This is a genomic window from Streptomyces siamensis, assembly GCF_039543605.1.
Taxonomy (GTDB): Bacteria; Actinomycetota; Actinomycetes; order Streptomycetales; family Streptomycetaceae; genus Streptomyces; species Streptomyces siamensis.
This window is the reverse complement of record NZ_BAABKB010000001.1, coordinates 1-20,679: the sequence shown is the minus strand read 5'-3', so window position 1 is coordinate 20,679 and position 20,679 is coordinate 1. Positions and strand designations below refer to the sequence as shown.

The 20,679-nt window shown below is 72.5% G+C and carries 16 protein-coding genes; 11 read left to right on the top strand and 5 right to left on the bottom strand.

Features of this window, described 5'->3' with window-relative positions:
• Positions 1-20: 20 nt before the first annotated feature.
• Positions 21-1,430: a DNA repair protein RadA gene (gene radA / locus ABEB03_RS00080; protein ID WP_345639546.1), complete on the bottom strand. Its 1,410-nt coding sequence runs from the start codon at positions 1,428-1,430 to the stop codon at positions 21-23.
• 320 nt (positions 1,431-1,750) lie between these two features.
• On the opposite strand from radA, the gene ABEB03_RS00075 reads away from it, so the two are divergent.
• On the top strand, positions 1,751-3,505 hold the full coding sequence (locus tag ABEB03_RS00075; RefSeq protein ID WP_345639545.1) for a BACON domain-containing protein: 1,755 nt from the start codon (positions 1,751-1,753) through the stop codon (positions 3,503-3,505).
• A gap of 123 nt (positions 3,506-3,628) precedes the next feature.
• Here the strand turns inward: ABEB03_RS00075 and ABEB03_RS00070 are convergent, their stop codons facing one another.
• Entirely contained in the window at positions 3,629-4,477 is an 849-nt protein-coding gene (locus tag ABEB03_RS00070) for a hypothetical protein (protein WP_345639544.1), read from the bottom strand.
• Between the two features lie 71 nt (positions 4,478-4,548).
• Here ABEB03_RS00070 and ABEB03_RS00065 point away from each other — a divergent pair, with 71 nt between their 5' ends.
• From ABEB03_RS00065 to ilvD, 4 genes are all read left to right on the top strand, one after another.
• Positions 4,549-5,481: a Ppx/GppA family phosphatase gene (locus ABEB03_RS00065; RefSeq protein ID WP_345639543.1), complete on the top strand. Its 933-nt coding sequence runs from the start codon at positions 4,549-4,551 to the stop codon at positions 5,479-5,481.
• 466 nt (positions 5,482-5,947) lie between these two features.
• On the top strand, positions 5,948-6,772 hold the full coding sequence (locus ABEB03_RS00060; RefSeq protein ID WP_345639542.1) for a sugar phosphate isomerase/epimerase family protein: 825 nt from the start codon (positions 5,948-5,950) through the stop codon (positions 6,770-6,772).
• Positions 6,769-7,386 (top strand): TetR/AcrR family transcriptional regulator, encoded by a 618-nt coding sequence (locus tag ABEB03_RS00055; protein ID WP_345639541.1) that lies wholly within the window; start codon positions 6,769-6,771, stop codon positions 7,384-7,386. The genes ABEB03_RS00060 and ABEB03_RS00055 overlap by 4 nt, the downstream gene beginning before the upstream one ends.
• Positions 7,387-7,567: 181 nt before the next feature.
• On the top strand, positions 7,568-9,421 hold the full coding sequence (gene ilvD / locus ABEB03_RS00050; RefSeq protein ID WP_345639540.1) for a dihydroxy-acid dehydratase: 1,854 nt from the start codon (positions 7,568-7,570) through the stop codon (positions 9,419-9,421).
• Positions 9,422-9,598: 177 nt separating this feature from the next.
• On the opposite strand, the gene ABEB03_RS00045 is transcribed toward ilvD, so the two are convergent.
• The gene (locus tag ABEB03_RS00045) at positions 9,599-11,965 is read right to left on the bottom strand and encodes a protein kinase domain-containing protein (RefSeq protein WP_345639539.1); all 2,367 of its coding nucleotides are present in this window, start codon (positions 11,963-11,965) and stop codon (positions 9,599-9,601) included.
• A gap of 134 nt (positions 11,966-12,099) precedes the next feature.
• Here ABEB03_RS00045 and ABEB03_RS00040 point away from each other — a divergent pair, with 134 nt between their 5' ends.
• The 3 genes from ABEB03_RS00040 to ABEB03_RS00030 all read left to right on the top strand — a co-directional run bounded on the left by ABEB03_RS00040 (position 12,100) and on the right by ABEB03_RS00030 (position 14,276).
• Positions 12,100-12,435 (top strand): peptidase, encoded by a 336-nt coding sequence (locus ABEB03_RS00040; protein WP_345639538.1) that lies wholly within the window; start codon positions 12,100-12,102, stop codon positions 12,433-12,435.
• Between the two features lie 74 nt (positions 12,436-12,509).
• Positions 12,510-13,004 (top strand): EamA/RhaT family transporter, encoded by a 495-nt coding sequence (locus tag ABEB03_RS00035; protein ID WP_345639537.1) that lies wholly within the window; start codon positions 12,510-12,512, stop codon positions 13,002-13,004.
• A gap of 480 nt (positions 13,005-13,484) precedes the next feature.
• Entirely contained in the window at positions 13,485-14,276 is a 792-nt protein-coding gene (locus tag ABEB03_RS00030; RefSeq protein ID WP_345639536.1) for a class I SAM-dependent methyltransferase, read from the top strand.
• Here the strand turns inward: ABEB03_RS00030 and ABEB03_RS00025 are convergent.
• Entirely contained in the window at positions 14,240-15,661 is a 1,422-nt protein-coding gene (locus ABEB03_RS00025) for a SulP family inorganic anion transporter (protein ID WP_345639535.1), read from the bottom strand. The two genes, ABEB03_RS00030 and ABEB03_RS00025, sit on opposite strands and share 37 nt — an antisense overlap.
• Here ABEB03_RS00025 and ABEB03_RS00020 point away from each other — a divergent pair.
• The 3 genes from ABEB03_RS00020 (at position 15,588) to proC (ending at position 18,688) form a co-directional block, all read left to right on the top strand.
• Positions 15,588-16,961 carry an ABC transporter ATP-binding protein gene (locus ABEB03_RS00020; protein ID WP_425589154.1) on the top strand — a complete coding sequence of 458 codons (1,374 nt, stop codon included), beginning with the start codon at positions 15,588-15,590 and terminating at the stop codon, positions 16,959-16,961. The genes ABEB03_RS00025 and ABEB03_RS00020 overlap by 74 nt on opposite strands.
• Positions 16,958-17,782 (top strand): ABC transporter permease, encoded by an 825-nt coding sequence (locus ABEB03_RS00015; protein WP_345639533.1) that lies wholly within the window; start codon positions 16,958-16,960, stop codon positions 17,780-17,782. Before ABEB03_RS00020 ends, ABEB03_RS00015 begins: the two co-directional genes overlap by 4 nt.
• A 96-nt stretch (positions 17,783-17,878) precedes the next feature.
• Positions 17,879-18,688 carry a pyrroline-5-carboxylate reductase gene (proC, locus tag ABEB03_RS00010; RefSeq protein ID WP_345639532.1) on the top strand — a complete coding sequence of 270 codons (810 nt, stop codon included), beginning with the start codon at positions 17,879-17,881 and terminating at the stop codon, positions 18,686-18,688.
• Between the two features lie 194 nt (positions 18,689-18,882).
• Here proC and trpS read toward each other — a convergent pair whose 3' ends face one another.
• Positions 18,883-19,881 (bottom strand): tryptophan--tRNA ligase, encoded by a 999-nt coding sequence (trpS, locus tag ABEB03_RS00005; protein WP_345639531.1) that lies wholly within the window; start codon positions 19,879-19,881, stop codon positions 18,883-18,885.
• Between the last annotated feature and the right edge of the window lie 798 nt (positions 19,882-20,679).

Sequence of the window (20,679 nt, the reverse complement as noted above, 5' to 3'; positions counted from 1 at the left end):
GGGCGAGACCAGGGCAAAGTCTACCGGCGCTCTTCCTCCTCCCGTGGGGCCTCTCGACGACGGGAGCGAGGAAGGACCCGCAGCGCGTCGCCCATGTCGGCGACTTCCAGGACCTTCATACCGGGAGGGATCTTGCCCGGGTCGGCCGGTACGAGGGCGTGCGTGAAGCCCAGGCGGTGCGCTTCGGCGAGCCTGCGCTGGACGCCCGTGACCCGTCTGACCTCGCCCGCGAGCCCCACCTCGCCGATCGCCACGAGATTCTTGGGCAGCGGGGTGTCACTCGCGGCCGAGGCCAGCGCGAGCGCGATCGCGAGGTCCGCGGCGGGCTCGGAGAGCTTCACGCCGCCGACCGTCGCCGAGTAGATGTCCCGCTTGCCGAGAGCGCTGATCCGTCCGCGCTGCTCCAGGACGGCGAGCATCATCGAGACCCGGGAGGTCTCCAGGCCGGACGTCGTCCGGCGCGGGGAGGGGATCTGCGAGTCCACGGTGAGGGCCTGCACTTCGGCGACCAGGGGGCGACGGCCTTCGAGCGTCACGGTGAGGCAGGTCCCGGGCACCGGCTCGTCGCGACGCGTCAGGAACAGGCCCGAGGGGTCCGCGAGGCCCGTGATGCCCTCGTCGTGCAGCTCGAAGCAGCCGACCTCGTCCGTCGTCCCGTACCGGTTCTTCACTCCGCGGACGAGCCGGAGGCGGGCGTGCCGGTCGCCCTCGAAGTGCAGCACGACGTCCACGAGGTGTTCGAGCAGGCGGGGGCCCGCGATGGCGCCGTCCTTGGTGACATGGCCCACGAGGAGGGTGGACATGCCCCGCTCCTTGGAGGCGCGGATGAGCGCTCCGGCGACCTCGCGCACCTGCGCCATGCCACCGGGGGCGCCGTCGATCTCCGGGGAGGCGACGGTCTGCACCGAGTCCATGATGAGCAGGGACGGCTTCACCGCGTCCAAGTGGCCGAGGACGGCGGCCAGATCGGTCTCCGCGGCGAGATAGAGGTGGTCGTCGATCGCCTTGATGCGGTCGGCACGCATCCGGACCTGGCTCGCCGACTCCTCGCCGGTCACATACAGCGTGCGGTGTTCGTCGCTGGCCGACTTCGCGGCCACGTCGAGCAGGAGGGTGGACTTGCCTACGCCGGGCTCGCCCGCGACCAGGACGACCGCGCCGGGCACCAGGCCGCCGCCGAGGACCCGGTCCAGCTCGGGCACGCCGGTGGAGCGGGCGGTGGCCTGACGGCCGTCGACCTGCGCGATCGGTACCGCGGAGGTGGTGACGCGGCCCGGCGCCGTGGTGCGCACGGCGGGCGCGCCGTACTCCTCGATCGTCCCCCATGCCTGGCACTCGGGGCAGCGGCCGAGCCACTTGGCCGTCTGCCAGCCGCACTCGGTGCAGCGGTAGGACGGCCGGTCCTTCGCGGTTTTCGTACGGGCAGCCATGACGGAACCGTAACCGAGCCCACTGACACCCCGGCCTCGGCCGGTGGGGGAGGCCGGGAGGCGGGGCCCGGACGGTGAGCAGGCGCTCGGCCGGGGCGGGTGGCCAGGCGCTCGGCCGGGGCGTCCGCCGGGCCGGTTCTTCCCGGTCCGCCGGCGCACCCGGCAGGGGGATCTGCCATGGCCTGCCATCGCCGCCCGTGACGGCCTGGGCCACGGGATCGGAGGTTCGTGTACCCGATTGAGGGATCGTTTCACCCGTACGGATTAAATGTGCTCAAGGGGGAAGAAGGGGCCACCTCGGGGCGCCTACGGTCGCACGGGTGATGAGCAGCAGTCCGGAGACCACCACGCACACCACCGGCGCACACCGGGCGCATGGACCCGCCCGCAAGCGGGTGGCGGCGCCCCGTGGCGCGAGCACCCGCACCCCGGCCCAGCGCCCTCCCGCGCGCTACGAACCGTACCTGGACGGCCTGTTCACCTACTGCCTGAGCGTGCTGTGCGACCACGACTCGGCCACCGCCGCCCTCGGTGACGTCCTCGCGCTGGCCGAGCGCCGGGGCCCGCGCGGGCCCGAGTCCGCGGCCGACCGCCGCGCCTGGCTGTACGCGCTGGCCCGCTGGTCCTGTCTGCGCAAGCTCACCGAAGCCCGGCGCAGACGCCAGGCGGCGCACGCCTCCGGGCGGCGCGCGGCCCACCGGTCGCACCAGGACGCCGCCGACCGGCGCGCGGCCGAGGCGCTGGGCGGCACCGTGTCCGAGGAGGTCAGGGCAGGGCGCCAGCGCGAACTCGCCCTGCTGGCCTGGCCGGAGGCCGCCGGCACCACTCCCGAGCAGCGCGAGGCGCTCGAACTCGCCGTGCGTCATCAGCTCGCCGCCCACGAGGTCGCCGCCGTCCTCGGCATGGAACTCGCCGCCGCCCGCGAGCTGCTCGGCTCCGCCGCCTGCGAGGTCGAACGCACCCGCGCCGCGCTCGCCGTCGTCGAGACCGGCGCCTGCCCCGGCGTCGCCCGCCTCACCGGCGACAACCAGCTCGTCCTGAGCGCCGCCCTGCGCTGCGAGCTGGTCCGGCACGTCGACGACTGCCCCCGCTGCCGCCGCACCGCCGAGCGCGCGGTCCCCGGCGCCTGGCCCGGCACCAGCGTCACCCCCGCCGCCCTGCCCGTCCTGGAGGCGCCCCGCCGGGCGCTGCACACCGCGATGGCCCACGCACCGCGCGCGCGGAGCGGCGCGCCGCGCTTCGACCGGCGCGGCTTCCCGATGGATCCCAAGGACCACGCGGCCCGCCGGGACCGGCTCCGCGCGCGTGCCGTCACGACGACGGTCGTCGCCACCGTCGTCGCCGCACCGGTGCTCGCCCTCTGGGCGGCCTACCGGGGCGCGCCCCTCACCGGTGAGGGGACCGACGGACGTCCGGTCACCGCGAGCGAGGCGCACGGCCCCGACGGCATGGACGGCGACGGGTCGGGCGGCTACGAGAACGCGGGCAACGCCAGCGCCCGGCCCGACGCGCGCTTCACCAAGGGCAGCCGCTCGCCGGACGTCTCCGTGGAGGTCGTCAGTGCCCCCGGAAGCACTCCTGGGCAGGGTGCCGGGCAGCTCGCCGTGACGGCGGGCAACAGTGGGGACACCACCCTCGTCACGCTGACCGCGTCCGGGAGTTCACCGGTCCACTGGTCCGCCCGCACCGGAGCCTCGTGGCTGTACCTGAGCCAGTCCGCGGGGACCCTCGACCCGGGCGAGTCGGTGACGGTCAAGGTGTACGTCGATCATCTCCGGGAGCCGGTCGGCCACTGGAGCGCGCAGGTGGCCGTCGCCCCCGCGGGTGCCGTGGTCACGATCGCCGGCTACGGCAACGCGGGGCCCTCCGGTCCCGGGGGCCACGACCCGGCGCCGACGCCCAGCGACCCGGTCCCGACCGGCCCCGGCTCGACCCCGCCGCCGTCCGACCCCGACCCGTCGCCGACGCCGTCCGACCCGACGACCTCCCCGACGCCCACCGACCCGACGCCGTCGGACCCGGGCGGCTCGACGCCGCCGCCGAGCGACAGCGGCGCGCCGACCCCGTCGTCGTAGGGCGACGTGTCCATACGGCCCCGGGGCCGTCGTCCGGGCCCGGCGCACCGGGCGTGGACGCTCTTCGGCCCCGCCGTCCCGGCCCGCCGTGCCCGCGGGCGTAGACGCGCCCCGTGCCCCGTCTCAGTGCGTCGGGTCCGCCGGGTGCGGTGCCAGCAGCGGCAGCTGCGACGCCAGCCGCTCCTCGCAGAGCTCGACGAGGCGGTCGTACCCCTCCTTGCCCATGAGCTCGATCAGCTCCGGGCGGTAGGACACGTACACCGGGTCGCCCGCGCCGTGCGCGGAGGTCGCCGAGGTGCACCACCAGTGCAGGTCGTGGCCGCCGGGGCCCCAGCCGCGGCGGTCGTACTCGCCGATGGAGACCTGGAGCACCCGGGTGTCGTCGGGCCGGTCGATCCACTCGTAGGTCCGGCGGACCGGCAGCTGCCAGCAGACGTCCGGCTTGGTCTCCAGCGGCTCCCGGCCCTCCTTCAGGGCGAGGATGTGCAGCGAGCAGCCCGCGCCGCCCGCGAAGCCCGGACGGTTCTGGAAGATGCACGAGCCCTGGTACGGGCGCGTCTGGCGGTCGCCGTCCTCGTCCTCGGAGACCCAGCCGGTCTTCGTGCCCACGTCATGGTGCTGCCAGATGTCCGGCGTGAGGCGCGCCACGTGCTCGGCCACCCGCTTCTCGTCGTCCTCGTCCGAGAAGTGCGCCCCCAGCGTGCAGCAGCCGTCGTCGGCGCGGCCCGCCTGGATGCCCTGGCAACCACTTCCGAAGATGCAGTTCCAGCGAGAGGTCAGCCATGTCAGATCGCACCGGAAGACCTGCTCGTCATCGGCGGGATCTGGAAATTCCACCCATGCGCGAGCGAAGTCGAGTCCCTTCTCGTCGGACACGGCGTCCTTCGTCGGGGACTTCTTGGGCTTGGGCGCCTTCGTCTGCGAAGAACCCTTGGCTGATTTGTCGGGCTTCGCCTTTTTCGTCTTTGGCACCCGTCCAGGGTAAGTCGCTTCTGCCCGCTCCGGGGACGGCCGACGGCCGTGGGGGCAGTAGCGTTCCGTATATGAGACTCGGTGTCCTCGACGTGGGTTCGAACACGGTGCATCTGCTGGTGGTGGACGCCCACCCCGGCGCCCGCCCGCTGCCCGCGCACTCGCACAAGGCCGACCTGCGGCTCGCCCAACTGCTCGACGGGAGCGGGGCGATCGACCCCGCGGGTGTCGACAAACTGGTCGAAACGGTCCAGGACGCGCTGGAGGCCGCCGAGGACAAGGGTGTCGAGGCGCTGCTGCCCTTCGCCACGTCCGCGGTCCGCGAGGCGCGCAACGCCGACGACGTCCTGGCCCGGGTCCAGGCCGAGACCGGCGTCGAGCTCCAGGTCCTCACCGGCGAGGAGGAGGCCAGACTCACCTTCCTCGCCGCCCGCCGCTGGTTCGGCTGGTCCGCGGGCAAGCTCCTCGTCCTCGACATCGGCGGCGGCTCCCTGGAGATCGCGTACGGCATGGACGAGGAGCCGGACGCGGCGGTGTCCCTGCCGCTGGGCGCGGGACGGCTCACCGCCGGCTGGCTGCCCACGGACCCGGCCGATCCGGCCGACGTGAAGGCGCTGCGCCGCCATGTGCGGGCGCAGATCGCCCGCACGGTCGGAGAGTTCAGCCGCTTCGGCGCACCCGACCATGTGGTCGCCACCTCCAAGACGTTCAAGCAGCTGGCCCGCATCGCCGGCGCCGCACGCTCCACGGAGGGCCTCTACGTCCAGCGCGAGCTGAAGCGGCGGGCCCTGGAGGACTGGGTGCCGCGTCTCGCCTCGATGACCGGGGAGGAGCGCGCGGAGCTCCCGGGCGTCTCCCCCGGCCGCTCGGGCCAGCTCCTCGCGGGCGCGCTCGTGGCCGAGGGCGCGATGGATCTCTTCGGCGTCGAGACCCTGGAGGTCTGCCCCTGGGCCCTCCGCGAGGGCGTCATCCTCCGCCGCCTGGACCACATGGCCTCGGAGTAACCCCCCAGGTGGCCCCGGGCCTGTGCGGGTGAGCGGGGTCCGAGTCCGCCGGCCCAGGGGCGCGGGGAACCGCGCACCCAGCGGCAGCCGGCCTGTGCGGGTGGGCGCAGGTCACGACCGCCCGACCGAGGGCAGGACGGCGGATGCGGCGCGACCGCGGGTCGGTGGGGTCTGGGCGCGCAGTTCCCCGCGCCCCTGGGCGGGGTGGTCCTGGCCCGCGCCCACCCGTGCGGGCCGGTGGGGCTGGGTGGAGTGGTCCGTACCTGCGCCCACCCGTGTGGGCGGGTGTGCCGGGACCCCGAGAACCGGACAGAACGACCCCGCGCCACCGAGAGCCCCACCACGTGACGGAGCCCACCCCCGGCGCGAAAAGGCCGGAAGACCGCGGGCCGCAGCCCCTGACGCCCCCGGCCGGAAGCCCACCACCCACGGCCCTGGGCCGAACCCAACCCGTACTCTGTCCCTCGTGGCAGAACCAGTCGTACGCATCCCGGATGCGAAGGTCGCGTTGTCCACGGCCTCCGTGTATCCGGAGTCGACGGCGACGGCCTTCGAGATCGCCGCACGCCTCGGCTACGACGGAGTCGAGGTCATGGTGTGGACCGACCCGGTCAGCCAGGACATCGAGGCACTGCGCAGGCTCAGCGACTACCACCAGATCCCGATCCTCGCCGTACACGCCCCCTGCCTGCTGATCACCCAGCGGGTGTGGTCCACCGACCCGTGGGTCAAGCTCCAGCGCGCCCGCGCGGCGGCGGAGAAGCTGGGCGCGTCGACCGTCGTGGTGCACCCCCCGTTCCGCTGGCAGCGCCAGTACGCGCGCGACTTCGTCAGCGGGATCTGGCGGATGGCGAACGAGACGGACGTACGGTTCGCCGTCGAGAACATGTACCCCTGGCGCTACCGCGATCGCGAGATGCTCGCGTACGCCCCCGAGTGGGACGTGACGAAGGACGACTACCGGCACTTCACGATCGACCTCAGCCACACCGCGACGGCCCGTACCGACGCCCTGCAGATGATCGACCGCATGGCCGACCGCCTCGGCCACGTCCACCTCGCCGACGGCAACGGCTCCAACAAGGACGAGCACCTGGTCCCGGGTCGCGGCACCCAGCCCTGCGCGGAGCTGCTCGAACGCCTCGCGCTGTCCGGGTTCGACGGCCATGTGGTCATCGAGGTCAACACCCGCCGCGCGATGTCCGGGGCCGAGCGCGAGGCCGACCTGGCCGAGGCCCTGGCCTTCACCCGGCTCCACCTCGCCTCCGCCGTGAAGGTGCCCCGCCGGTGACGGACGCCACGCCCCGCCGCGGCCGGGGGCGCCCCTCCCGCACGCAGACCCAGGCGGCCCCCGCCACCCGCGACCAGATCCTGGAGGCGGCCCGGGCCGAGTTCTCCGAGCGCGGCTACGAGAAGGCCTCGGTTCGGGGCATCGCGAAGGCCGCCGGGGTGGACTCCGCGCTCGTGCACCACTACTTCGGTACCAAGGAGCAGGTCTTCGAGGCGGCCATCGAGGTCGCCTTCGCACCCGCCCTGGCCGCTCCGGCCGCCATCGAGGACGGCCCCCTCGAAGGCGTCGGCGAACGACTCACCCGCTTCGTGTTCGGTGTCTGGGAGAACCCGGCCACCCGCACCCCGCTCCTCGCGATCGTGCGCTCCGCCGTGAACAACGAAGCGGCCGCCGCCGTCTTCCGCCGTCTCGTGGCCGCCCAGCTGCTGCGCCGCATCGTCCAGCAGCTCGACCTCCCCGACGCCGAGCTGCGCGCCGAGCTCGCCGCCGCCCAGCTCGTCGGCGTCGCGATGCTGCGCTACGTGATCAAGATCGAGCCGCTGGCGTCGGCCGACCTGGAGCGGATCGTGGCGCGGGTGGCGCCGGTGGTCCAGGGACACTTGACGAACCCCTGAGCGATCGGCCCCCCGGGCGGCGTACCGCTGTTCCACTGGACGTACGCCGATGTCCGGAACCGTCGGTCGGCGTGCGGCCCACGACCGAGATGTGCGTCCCGTATTTCGGACCGCATGTCCGGATCCTGGAGCACCGGCGTACGCTCGACCCAGTCATAACTCTCCGAAGGAGCGAGCGACGATGCCCGAGCTGAGGTCCCGCACAGTCACCCACGGCCGCAACATGGCGGGCGCCCGCGCCCTTATGCGCGCCTCCGGTGTACCGGGCGCGGACATCGGGCGGAAGCCGATCATCGCGGTCGCCAACTCCTTCACGGAGTTCGTGCCGGGCCACACCCACCTCCAGCCGGTCGGCCGGATCGTCAGCGAGGCGATCAGGGAGGCGGGCGGCATCCCGCGTGAGTTCAACACGATCGCCGTCGACGACGGCATCGCCATGGGCCACGGCGGCATGCTCTACAGTCTGCCCTCCCGCGACCTGATCGCCGACAGCGTCGAGTACATGGTCGAGGCCCACTGCGCCGACGCGCTGATCTGCATCTCCAACTGCGACAAGATCACCCCGGGCATGCTGAACGCCGCCCTGCGGCTGAACATCCCGACGGTCTTCGTCTCCGGCGGCCCGATGGAGTCCGGCCGTGCGACCCTCGTCGACGGCACGGTCCGCACGCTCGACCTGGTCGACGCGATCTCCGACGCCGTGAACGACAAGATCTCGGACGAGGACATCCTCCGCATCGAGGAGAACGCCTGCCCGACCTGCGGCTCGTGTTCCGGCATGTTCACCGCCAACTCGATGAACTGCCTGACCGAGGCGATCGGCCTCTCCCTCCCGGGCAACGGCTCGGTCCTGGCCACGCACACCGCCCGCAAGGCGCTGTACGAGAACGCCGCCCGCACGGTCATGGACATCACCCGCCGCTACTACGAGCAGGACGACGAGACCGTCCTGCCCCGCAACGTCGCCACCTTCGCGGCCTTCGAGAACGCGATGGCCCTCGACATCGCGATGGGCGGCTCGACCAACACGATCCTGCACCTGCTGGCGGCGGCGCAGGAGGCGGGCGTCCCCTTCGGCCTGGAGGAGATCAACGAGGTCTCGCGCCGTGTGCCCTGCCTCGCCAAGGTCGCCCCGAACGTGGCGAAGGACCGCACGTACTACATGGAGGACGTGCACCGCGCCGGCGGCATCCCCGCGCTGCTGGGCGAACTGCACCGCGCGGGCCTGCTGAACGAGGACGTGCACGCCGTGCACAGCCCGTCCCTGGCCGACTGGCTCAAGACGTGGGACGTGCGCGGCGGCTCCCCGTCCGCCGACGCGGTCGAGATGTGGCACGCGGCCCCCGGCTGCGTCCGCTCCGCCGAGGCCTTCTCCCAGTCCGAGCGCTGGGAGGCCCTCGACGAGGACGCCGAGGGCGGCTGCATCCGCTCCGCCGAGCACGCGTACTCCAAGGACGGCGGCCTGGCGGTCCTCAAGGGCAACCTCGCCGTCGACGGCTGCGTCGTGAAGACGGCCGGCGTGGACGAGTCCATCTGGACCTTCGAGGGCCCGGCGGTCGTCTGCGAGTCGCAGGAGGAGGCCGTCCAGAAGATCCTCACCCAGCAGGTCAAGGAGGGCGACGTCGTCGTCATCCGCTACGAGGGCCCCAAGGGCGGCCCGGGCATGCAGGAGATGCTGTACCCGACCTCGTACCTGAAGGGCCGTGGCCTGGGCAAGGCGTGCGCCCTGGTCACCGACGGCCGCTTCTCCGGCGGCACCTCGGGCCTGTCCATCGGCCACGCCTCCCCGGAGGCGGCCGCGGGCGGCACCATCGCCCTGGTGCGTGACGGCGACCGCATCCGCATCGACATCCCGAACCGCACGATCGACCTGCTGGTGGCGGACGAGGAGCTGGACGCCCGCCGCGAGGCCCAGAACGGCGTGTACGCCCCCGCCGACCGCGACCGCAAGGTCTCCGCAGCCCTGCGCGCCTACGCCGCGATGGCGACCAGCGCGGACAAGGGCGCGGTGCGCGACGTCTCGAAGCTGGGCTGAGCCCGGCCGGCGGCCACGACGGCCGCCCGGACCGACAGCCGTGCCAGGGGCCGCTCCATCAGGAGCGGCCCCTTCGCTTTCCCTCACGCCCGGGTGGCCCCTTCGCGACCATTTCCCCTCACGCCTGGGCGTGCCGGCATCACGAGGTGGCCGCGTCGGAACCTCGGGGCCCGTACCTCACCACGCCGACGGATCGCGGGCGTCGACCGCGAACAGTGAGCCGTCCGGGGCGGTCCCGTAGACCCTGCCCGGGGCGGCGACCGGAGCGGGAAGCACGTTGACGAGGGAGCCCCGCCGGTCGCCCAGGCGCGCCTTCGTCTGGCCGAGCAGGGTGCCGCGCGCCGTGTCGACCGCGAGGAGCCTGCCGTCCACGGCGCTCAGGTACAGCCGGTTCCCGGCCACGACGGGCGCGGACGCCCAGCTGACGGACGTCTCCGCCCGCCACAGCTGCTTCGACGTCCTGGTGTCGACGGCCACCAGCGCGCCGCCGTCGGCCAGCAGATAGACGGTGTCGCCCGCCACGGCGGCCTGCGCGCCGGGCAGCGGGAAGCGCAGCGCGACCCGCTCGGCCGTGCGGTGGGCGACGTCGTAGCGGACGACGGCGTCGGTGTAGCTGTCGGTGGCCGTCGAGGTGAACCACACCGCCCCGTCGTGCGCGCCCACGACGCTCAGCGTCCCGGCGAGGTGCCGCTGCCAGCTCATGGCACCGGTCTGCGGGTCGACCGCGGCCACCCGGGTCTCCTTCCCGGCCGCCGTCACCGCGTAGGCGACTCCGTCCCCGTACGAGGAGAAGCTCGGCATCGTCTGCCCCGGGAGGGTGTGCTGCCACTTCTCCTTCCCGGTCGCCGCGTCGAGTGCGGTGACCCGGGAATCGGGGCCGGTGAGCAGGACGACGCCACCGGCGTGCGCGACGCGCCCCTCGTAGCGGGTGACGTCGCGGCTCCAGCGGGTTCTGCCCGTGGCCGGGTCGAGCGCCGACAGCTGCTTGCCGCCCCGGCTGAGGACGTGCAGGAGCCCGCCGGAGAGGACAGGCTCCTGGGCGACGTCGGTACCTCGCCGGGCGGTGTCGTCCCGGGACCACAGCACCCGGCCGTCCGTCGCGTCGACGGCGGCGGCCAGCACACCGGGCCTGATGCAGTACAGGGTGTGCGGTGTGTACGTGCAGTGCGGCTGGCCGGTGGCCTCGGCGCCCCGTGCGGTCAGCTCGATCTCCCACGGGCGGAAGGCGCTCGCCGACCGCTGCCCGGTGTCCTCCTTCTGCGGTGCCGGGTCGTCCGATCCGGCGAGGAGGACCGTGGTGCCGACGGCCACCGCGACCGCGAGCCCGGCCGCCGCCACGGCGAGGAGCAGACGCCGCCGGGCCGACCGCGGCGCGGCCGGGTCTGTAGCCGTCCCCGACGTCCCGGGCGTCCCCGACGTCCCGTGCTGCGCGGGCCCGTTCTCGGGAGCGGGTGCCCCGGGACGCGCCGGACCGCTCCCGCGCGCGTGCGTCTCGTCGTCGGCCGCCGGACCGCTCCCGGCTCCGGACAGCGCACCGCTCCGGGCGGCGGACACAGGTCCGCTCCCGGATGCGGGACTCTCGTCGTCGGCCGCCGGGTCGGTCCACGGCGAGGCGGCCGAGGGGGACGGTGCGTCCTCCCGTTCCACCTGCCCGGGCCGCGCCGATTCCCCGTTCCGGCTGCGCTGTTCGGGTATGAACGCCTGGGTGTCGTACGAGGCCGACACCGAACGCAGCGCGGTCATCAGCTCGTCCGGTGTGGGCCGGTCCTCGGGCTCCTTGGCGAGGCACCGCGCGACCAGACCCGCGATGTCCTCCGGCACTCCTGTCAAGTCCGGCTCGTCGTGCACGACTTGATACGCGACGAGATACGGACTGTCCGAGTCGAAGGGCCCGCTCCCGGTGGCCGCGTGCACGATCACCGAGCCCAGCGCGAACACGTCGGCGGCCGGCCCGACCTGCCGTGGCCTGCGGAACTGCTCGGGAGCCATGAACGGCGGCGTGCCGATCAACTTGCCGGTCTCCGTGCGCAACTCGCTGTCCGAGGGCCGGGAGATGCCGAAGTCGATGACCTTGGGACCGTCGCCCGCCAGCAGCACGTTGCTCGGCTTGAGGTCGCGGTGCACGACACCTGCCCGGTGGATGTCGCGCAGCGCCTCGGCCAGCCCGGCCATCAGATGGCGCAGCCGGGCGGGCGGCAGCGCGCCGTTCCGTTTCACATGCTCGGCAAGGGTCGGCCCGGGGATGAACAGGGTGGCCATCCACGGGTGTTCGGCCTCGGGGTCGGCGTCCACCACGGGCGCGGTGAAGGCGCCGCTGACCCGTCGGGCCGCCGCGACCTCCTGCCTGAACCGCCCCCGGAATTCCGGGTCTTGAGCGAACTCGGCGTGGACGACCTTGACCGCGAGTCGTAGCCCGGAGGCGGACCGTGCGAGATGCACGATGCCCATGCCACCGGATCCGAGTTCCGCCTCCAGCAGGTACTGCCCGGCGTACCGCGGATGTTCCGCTTCCGGGTCCGTACCGGTGCTGCGCCGTGGCGGCATCACTCACCCCCGTGTGTTCGTCCGCACGCGCGACGCGCAGAGCCTAGTCGATGCTTCGTGCGAAACCTCGGCGGCTTGCTAGCCTCGGCGCTCAGCATGAACTTGGCGTGAACCATTCACGGGGGGAGGCCAGAATGGCCACGGAGGACATCGAGATCACGGGCGCGGGGGAGACGGCGGACGCCGAGGCTCTGAGCGCCGGGACACTGAGCGCCGAGGCGGCGCGGACGTACCCGCTCGCACCGGGGTACAGCGTCAACGTCCGCAGCGGCCCGGGCACCCACTACAGCGTCGTCCGCACCCTGCCGGCGGGCTCCAGCATCCCGATCCGCTGCCAGTGCCCGGGCGAGACGGTCACCGGCCCGTACGGGACGTCGAAGATCTGGGACAACATCGCCAACGCGCAGTTCGTCGCGGACGCGTACGTGAAGACCGGCAGCGACGGATACGTCGCCCCGCGCTGCTCCTGACCGAGGACGGTCCCGGCCGTCGTCCGACGACGGCCGGGAATCCCGCGGCGGAGCGCCGGAGCGATAATCGTCGGGTGAGCGACGAGACAGAGACCGGCACCCCGGCAGGCCCCCAGCCCGAGCCCCTGCGTTTCTTCGGGACGACCTGGGTGGCGCACGAGGGCGGCTACGCGGCCCGCCGTGTCGGTGTCGCCGTGGGGTCGCTGGCCGCCGCGGTGGCCTCCTGTTTCGTGCTCCGATTCGCCTACCAGGGCCTTGCCATCGCGGACGTCGGCAAGCCGGTGACCGTGCTGGTCGTGGTGATGTTCGCGGTGTGCAGCGCGCTCGCGTTCCGCCACACCTGGGACTCGTTCGCCAAGCGCCCCGACGCCGAGCGTCAGGCCTCGCTCCGCGGTCTGCTGGCCATCGGCTTCATCGGCTCCCTCTTCGCCTACTTCTTCCGCTCCCTCACCGAGGCCCCGGGCGAGCGCCTGCACCGCGAGGAGTACGAGGAGGCACGGCAGCAGTACGAGCGGCGCAGCAAGCGCCGTACGGGCAACCCGTCGAAGAAGCGGAGCCGACGCTCCTGACTCCTGACCTCGGATCGCGGCCGGCACCCTGGGAGCCGGGCCTCGTTCGTGGTTCCTGCGCGTGCTCCTGGGCGCGGGATCGGCCGCCCGACGGCGGGCAGGGCCGAGCAGCCGCCGAGATACCGGGCCGCCGAGGCGCCGGGTGCTGGGGTGCCGGGATGGCGTGATGCCGGGGTGCCGGGCTGGCGGGGTGCCGGGGTGCCGGGATGGCGTGATGCCGGGGTGCCGGGGTGCCGGGGTGCCGGGGTGCCGGGATGGCGCAATGCCGGGATGGCGAAGGGCTGGGGCGTCAGGCCCGCCGGGGCGTGGTCCGCAGCCGCGGCGGTCTGCAGCTGCGGCGGTCCGCAGCTGCGGCGGACCGAGCCGGAACCCGGAGGTGTCCCCCCGGGAGACGTACCGGACGACAGGCGGCGGCGCTCAGCCGGAGGCACCCGCCGAGGCCCCCTGCCTCGGGCTCGCACCACCCGCCACCATGGACACATGACCGCTTCCGCCGCCGCGTCCTCGCACGCCAGCCGAGCCCACTCCTTCAACGCCGCCGCGGCCCAGTACGCCGCGAACCGCCCCTCCTACCCGCCGGCCCTCTTCGACGCGATCGAGGACCTGGCGTCCCGCCCGCTCGCGGGTGCGAGGGTCGTCGACGTGGGTGCGGGCACCGGCATCGCGACGGCGCTCCTGCACGCGCGGGGCGCGGACGTGCTCGCCGTGGAGCCTGGCGAGGGCATGACCGCGCAGTTCCGCCGCACCCTGCCCGGCGTCCCCATCGTCCGAGGCACCGGCGATGCCCTGCCGCTGGCCGACGCCTCCGTCGATTTCCTCACCTACGCCCAGGCCTGGCACTGGACCGACCCGGCCCACTCGGTGCCCGAGGCGCTGCGCGTCCTGCGTCCGGGCGGCGCCCTCGCCCTGTGGTGGAACACCGACGCCCTGGACGTGCGGTGGATCGCCGAGGAGGCCGAACGTGTCCAGCGGCACTTCGGCATCGACCCGGTCGTGGAGAAGAGCGGCAGCGGTGCCCGGGCCGCCGCCGCGCTCGCCGCCGACCCGAGCCGACGGCTGGACTTCGATCGCCGCCAGGTCCGCTGGAGCCGCCGCGTCCCGCTCGACACGCATCTCGCCAATCTCGGCAGCCACTCGGCGTTCCTGGTCCTCGGCGAGGAGGCCACCCGGGCGTTCCTCGCCGAGGAGCGCAACCACCTCCTGCCCCTCTTCCCGGACGGAATCGTGGAGGAGACCTACGTCGTGGACCTGCTGGTGGCGACCCGCTCGTGATCCCGCCCGGCGGCCCAGCCCTCCAGGGCCGCCGCACACGCGTGGTCCACATGCCGGAGCCCGCCCAACTCCAGCCGTACGTCACGGTCGTGAGGCAGCGCCTCCAAGGCGTCCAGCAACTTCGGCAGCCGCAGGAAGGTGGCGTTGCCGACGACCCGTACGACGATGCCCGCGGCCCCGTGGTCCTCCGTCTCCACGTGCACATGGCTGATGTCCCACGCCGTCTTCGCCACCGCGAGCGCCAGCCCGGCCAGCACGCCCTCGAACAGGTTCCCGACCACGATGGCCACGGCTGTCACCGTGAGCACCACCAGTTCGCCCCGGTGCGCCCGCCACAGCGGCCGCAGCTCCCGCACCGGCACGAGCTTGCAGCCCGCGTGCACCAGCAGCCCGGCCAGCGCGGCCACCGGGATCACGCCGAGCACGCCCGGCACCACGGCCGTGAAGAGCAGCAGCCACACCCCGTGCAGCACCCGCGAGGCCTTGGTCCGCGCCCCGGCCTGCACGTTCGCCGCGCTCCGCACGATCACCGCGGTCATCGGCAGCGCCCCGAGCATGCCGCACACGGTGTTGCCCGCGCCCTGCGCGATCAATTCACGGTCGTAGTCGGTGCGCGGACCCCGGTGCAGCCGGTCCACGGCCGCCGCGCTGAACAGGGACTCCGCCGAGGCGATCAGAGCGAACGCCAACACCGTCCCGATCACGCCCACTTCCGTGAGCCGTCCCAGATCGTCGGCGGACGGCGGACGGACGGCATCGAGCAGGCCGCGCACCTCGACGCGCCGCACCGACAGGTCGAACAGCCCGGTCACCAGCGAGGCGAGTGCCACCGCCACGAGCGGCGCCGGCACCAGGCGTGCCCCTCGCCGCCACCGCGGCCACAGCAGGAGTACGGCCACGGTGGCGCCGCCGACCGCCAGGGCCACCGGGTCCGCGTCACCCGCCAGCGACACCAGCCCGCCGATCTTCCCGAGCCCGCTGCCGGGCGCGGTCGCGTCACCCATCGCGTACACCTGGCCGGCGATCAGGACGAGCCCGATCCCGGCGAGCATGCCCTGCACCACGGCCACGGACACGGCCCGGAACCACCGTCCGAGCCGCAGCACTCCGAGCGCGAGCTGCACCAGCCCGGCCGCGAGCACCAGCACGCCCAGCGCCTCCACGCCGTACGCACGCACCGCCTCGTACACCAGGACGGTCAACCCGGCGGCGGGCCCGCTCACCTGGAGGCTGCTCCCGGGCAACGCCCCGGCCACCAGCCCGCCGACGATCCCGGTGACCAGCCCCAGTTCGGCGGGCACACCGGAGGCCATGGCGACCCCCACGCACAGGGGCAACGCGACGAGGAACACGACGAGGGACGCGAGTAGATCGGCTTTACGCATGACAACGGCACCTCCGGTCGAAGAGCGGGAGATGCGTGGGCGCCGGGCCGGGGGAGGGCACGGCGGACCTGCCGGCGCGTCACACAGTCACACGGCACCCGTCGTCCGGGCGCCCAGCGGCATATGTCCGCGCACTGAAATCCATTGTCAGGAAGGGGCGTTGATCGCGCACCCCTTCCGCGGAACAGCCACGTGGACACGGAAGCGCACCGTCCCGCGCATCCCCGGAGCGCTCCCTTCCGATCGCGCCGACGCGCGCTTGCGCCGCCTCGTGCGACCGGGGTTGACCGACACGTCACGCAGGAGGAATATTCATCGCATGATGATTATTAGGTCGCGTCCGCCCGACCCGTCGGACCCCTCCACGCCCTGTGACCAGCCCGCTGTCCGCGCCCAGGAACTCACCGTCGTCCGAGGAACGCGCACCGTCCTCCGCGGACTCGAATTCGCCGTGCCCCGTGGCCAGATCACCGGACTGCTCGGCCCCTCCGGCTGCGGCAAGTCGACACTCATGCGCTCCATCGTCGGCACCCAGGCTAAGGTCGCCGGCACACTCGACGTCCTCGGCCGCCCCGCCGGCGACCCCGCACTCCGCTCCCGCATCGGCTACGTCACCCAGGCCCCCTCCGTCTACGACGACCTGACCGTGCGCCAGAACCTCGCCTACTTCGCCGCGATCCTCGACCCCGGCCGCGCCGCCGCCGAACGTCGCCGCGCCGACGTCACCCAGGCCATCGCCGACGTCGACCTCACCTCCCACGCCGACGCCCTCGCCGGCAACCTCTCCGGCGGCCAGCGCAGCCGCGTCTCCCTGGCGGTCGCCCTCCTCGGCACCCCCGAACTCCTCGTTCTCGACGAACCGACCGTGGGCCTCGACCCCGTCCTGCGCCGCGACCTGTGGAACCTCTTCCACACCATCGCCGCGGAGCGGAACGCGACCCTGCTCGTCTCCTCCCATGTCATGGACGAAGCCGAGCGCTGCCACCGCCTCCTGCTGATGCGCGAGGGCCGGATCCTCGCCGACGACACCCCCGACGCCCTGCGCGCACGCTTCGACTCCGACACCGTCGAAGCCGCCTTCCTCCGCCTGGTCGACGAGGCGACAGCGGCCGGCAACCAGCCGGCCAAGGACGCCGAGCCGACGCCGGACGCCACATCGGCTTCGGACGCCACGTCGGCTTCGGACGACAAGACCGCGTCGGACGCCAAGACCGCGCCTGGCGAAGCGTCCGCGACGGGCGACGGGCAGGGAACCGACTCCCGCACCGGCGACCCGACCCGAAAGGAGACCGCCCGATGAGCACCACCAGCACCACCAGCGGCACGTCACCCGCGAGCCCCGGCACCAGCACGTCGGCGGCCCCCGCACCACGCCCGAGCGCACTCAACCTCTCGCGCACCACCGCGACGGCGACCCGCGTATTGCGCCAGCTCCACCACGACCCGCGCACCATCGCCCTGATGATCCTCATCCCGTGCGTGATGCTCTTCCTGCTGCGCTACGTCTTCGACGGGAGCCCCGCCACCTTCGACTCCATCGGCGCCTCCCTCCTCGGGATCTTTCCGCTGATCACGATGTTCCTGGTGACCTCGATCGCCACACTCCGCGAACGCACCTCGGGCACCCTCGAACGACTCCTCGCCATGCCCCTCGGCAAGGGCGACCTGATCGCCGGCTACGCCCTGGCCTTCGGTGCCCTGGCCATCGTCCAGTCCGCCCTCGCCACGGGCCTGGCCGTCTGGTTCCTCGGTCTCGACGTGACCGGCTCCCCCTGGCTCCTCCTGCTCGTCGCCCTGCTCGACGCGCTCCTCGGCACCGCCCTGGGTCTCTTCGTCTCCGCCTTCGCCTCCTCCGAATTCCAGGCCGTCCAGTTCATGCCGGCCGTGATCTTTCCCCAGCTCCTCCTCTGCGGCCTGTTCACACCCCGCCCCAACATGCACCCCGTCCTCGAAGCCATCTCCGACGTGCTGCCCATGTCCTACGCGGTCGACGGCATGAACGAAGTCCTCAAACACACGGACATGACGGCCGACTTCGTCCGCGACGTCGTGATCGTCGCGGGGTGCGCCCTGCTCGTCCTCACCCTCGGAGCCGCAACGCTCCGGCGCCGCACCGTCTGACGGCCCGCACCGTCCGCACACCGGACACACCGACCCGTCCGCCCCCTTGAGTGCGAGGATGAGCCCAGGACGACGCACCCCGGAGGGCACCCGCACATGACGCAGAAAGTCGCAGTCCTCGGCACCGGCAAGATCGGCGAAGCCCTGCTCAGCGGAATGATCCGAGCGGGCTGGGCTCCCTCCGACCTGCTGGTCACCGCCCGGCGCCCGGAGCGGGCCAGGGAGCTCCAGGAGCGCCACGGAGTCACCCCGGTCACCAACCCGGAAGCGGCGAAGACCGCCGACACCCTGATCCTCACGGTCAAGCCACAGGACATGGGCACCCTCCTCGACGAACTCGCCCCGCACATCCCCGCCGACCGCCTGGTCATCAGCGGCGCGGCCGGCATCCCCACCTCCTTCTTCGAGGAGCGCCTGTCCACAGGCACCCCGGTCGTCCGCGTCATGACGAACACGCCCGCCCTCGTCGACGAGGCCATGTCCGTCATCTCCGCCGGCAGCCACGCCACCGCCGACCACCTCGCCACCGCCGAGGAGATCTTCGGAGCGGTCGGCAAGACGCTCCGCGTCCCCGAGAGCCAGCAGGACGCCTGCACCGCCCTGTCCGGCTCCGGCCCGGCGTACTTCTTCTATCTGGTCGAGGCCATGACCGACGCGGGCATCCTGCTGGGCCTGCCCCGCGACAAGGCCCACGACCTGATCGTCCAGTCCGCGATCGGCGCCGCCGTGATGCTCCGCGACAGCGGGGAGCACCCCGTGAAGCTGCGCGAGAACGTCACGTCCCCCGCGGGCACCACGATCAACGCGATCCGCGAGCTGGAGAACCACGGCGTGCGCGCCGCACTCATCGCCGCTCTGGAGGCGGCTCGCGACCGCAGCCGCGAGCTGGCCTCGGGCAACAACTAGCCGAGCAGCTCCCGACTGCTCGGGGGTCCGGGCACCGCCCCGGCACACCGGGCAGCCTCCGCGCCACGGCGGGAAGACGGCGGGCCGACCTGGACCGGCCCGCCGTCCCTCAGCTCAGGCCGACCCCGCCCGCCCGGCCCCCGCGTCTTCGTGCCCGGCCCCCGCCGAGCCCTGTCGACGCCCCCGGGACCGCATCAGCCGGCCGGCAGCAGCCCGATCGCCCGATAAGCGGCATCGACTCTCGGCCTCGCCATGCCCCTGGCCTTCTCCGCCCCACTTCGGAGCACCCCCTCCACATACGCAGGATCCGCGCACAACTGCTTGTGCCTCTCCTGTACGGGCCTGAGGACCTCGACCACGGCCTCGGCGGTGTCCTTTTTCAAAGCGCCGTACGACTCATATACACCGGCCAAGGCCTCGGGGTTCCCACCCTCACAGGCCGCGAGGATCTCCAGCAGATTCGAGACCCCCGGCCGCGCCTCCCGGTCGTACACGACGTCCTGACCGCTGTCCGTCACGGCACGCATGATCTTCTTCCGCACGACATCCGGCTCGTCGAGCAGATAGACGACCCCCGGTCCCACGTCGTCGCTCTTCCCCATCTTCGACGTCGGCTCCTGGAGGTTCATCACCCGTGCGGCGACCTCCGGACGGGTGGCCCGCGGCACCACGAACGTGTGGCCGTACCGCTGGTTGAAGCGGACCGCCAGATCCCGGGTCAGCTCGACGTGCTGGGTCTGGTCCTCCCCGACCGGCACCTCGTCGGTTCCGTACGCCAGGATGTCCGCCGCCATCAGCGCGGGATACGTCAGCAACGACAGCCGCACGCTCCCGCCGCGCTCCCGCTCCCGCGACGCCTTCTCCTTGTACTGGATCATCCGACGCATCTCCCCGTCGGTCGCGACGCACTCCAGCACGTACGACAGCCGGGCGTGCTCGTCCACATGGCTCTGCACGAACATGGTGCACAGGTCCGGATCGAGCCCCGACGCGAGCAACAGCGTCGCCGCCTGCCTGCTGAGCCTGCGCACCCGCGCCGGATCGTGGTCCACGGTCAGCGCATGCAGGTCGACGACGCAGAACAGGGCGTCGGCCCGGTGCTGATCGACGTCGGCCCAGCGCCGTACGGCCCCCAGATAGTTCCCCAGCGTCAGATGCCCGGTCGGCTTGACCCCGCTGAAGATCCGCGTCATCTCTCCACCTCCTGGTCGAGGCCGCCGCGCCCGCCGGCCGGCTCTCCAGGAGGGAGATACAAGAACGGCCGCCGAGGCGGCGGCCGTTGAGTACATACGTGAGTACGGCCGCCGTCAGGCGGCCCACCACAGCTGGGTGCACGTACGCGTTGTCATGGGGACGAGCGTACGCCTCCAGGGCACCGTCCGGGCTCGAGTTGACACACCCTGGCCCCGTCCGTAGTGTTCTCCGAGTTGTCCGACGTGAGCGCCGACTCCGGTCGGTCCCCGGACAGCCATTCCGCACCAAGCACTCAACGATCGACGACCTCGTCGTCGACGCGTTTTCATGCATGTTTGCGAAATGAGGAATCCGCGTTCGAAAGAGCGCGACCCCGATTAGCTCGGGGGCCGCGATTCCGCTAAAGTCTCACTCGTCGGAACGGCCCAACAGCCGCGAAGACAAGCCCCGCCGACAGGGAATCGGACACGAAAGAGTCTGATAGAGTCGGAACCGCCGGAAAGGGAAACGCGAGAGCGGGAACCTGGAAAGCACCGAGGAAATCGGATCGGAAAGATCTGATAGAGTCGGAAACGCAAGACCGAAGGGAAACTGCCCGGAGGAAAGCCTGAGAGAGTCTCTCGGGTGAGTACAAAGGAAGCGTCCGTTCCTTGAGAACTCAACAGCGTGCCAAAAATCAACGCCAGATATGTTGATACCCCGTCTCCGGCTATTCGGCTGGGACGAGGTTCCTTTGAAAAAGTCCTGCCGGGCACTGCCTGGTAGGCGCACAGCGAGGACGCTGTGAACCGGGAGAT

What these genes read in the sequence shown, in the direction of transcription:
- radA (WP_345639546.1), bottom strand. Translation starts at nt 1,430, where the DNA reads ATGGCTGCCCGTACGAAAACCGCGAAGGACCGGCCGTCCTACCGCTGC.
- ABEB03_RS00065 (WP_345639543.1), top strand. Translation starts at nt 4,549, where the DNA reads ATGAGACTCGGTGTCCTCGACGTGGGTTCGAACACGGTGCATCTGCTG.
- ilvD (WP_345639540.1), top strand. Translation starts at nt 7,568, where the DNA reads ATGCCCGAGCTGAGGTCCCGCACAGTCACCCACGGCCGCAACATGGCG.
- ABEB03_RS00045 (WP_345639539.1), bottom strand. Translation starts at nt 11,965, where the DNA reads ATGCCGCCACGGCGCAGCACCGGTACGGACCCGGAAGCGGAACATCCG.
- ABEB03_RS00040 (WP_345639538.1), top strand. Translation starts at nt 12,100, where the DNA reads ATGGCCACGGAGGACATCGAGATCACGGGCGCGGGGGAGACGGCGGAC.
- ABEB03_RS00030 (WP_345639536.1), top strand. Translation starts at nt 13,485, where the DNA reads ATGACCGCTTCCGCCGCCGCGTCCTCGCACGCCAGCCGAGCCCACTCC.
- ABEB03_RS00020 (WP_425589154.1), top strand. Translation starts at nt 15,588, where the DNA reads ATGGCGACCCCCACGCACAGGGGCAACGCGACGAGGAACACGACGAGG.
- ABEB03_RS00025 (WP_345639535.1), bottom strand. Translation starts at nt 15,661, where the DNA reads ATGCGTAAAGCCGATCTACTCGCGTCCCTCGTCGTGTTCCTCGTCGCG.
- ABEB03_RS00015 (WP_345639533.1), top strand. Translation starts at nt 16,958, where the DNA reads ATGAGCACCACCAGCACCACCAGCGGCACGTCACCCGCGAGCCCCGGC.
- proC (WP_345639532.1), top strand. Translation starts at nt 17,879, where the DNA reads ATGACGCAGAAAGTCGCAGTCCTCGGCACCGGCAAGATCGGCGAAGCC.
- trpS (WP_345639531.1), bottom strand. Translation starts at nt 19,881, where the DNA reads ATGACGCGGATCTTCAGCGGGGTCAAGCCGACCGGGCATCTGACGCTG.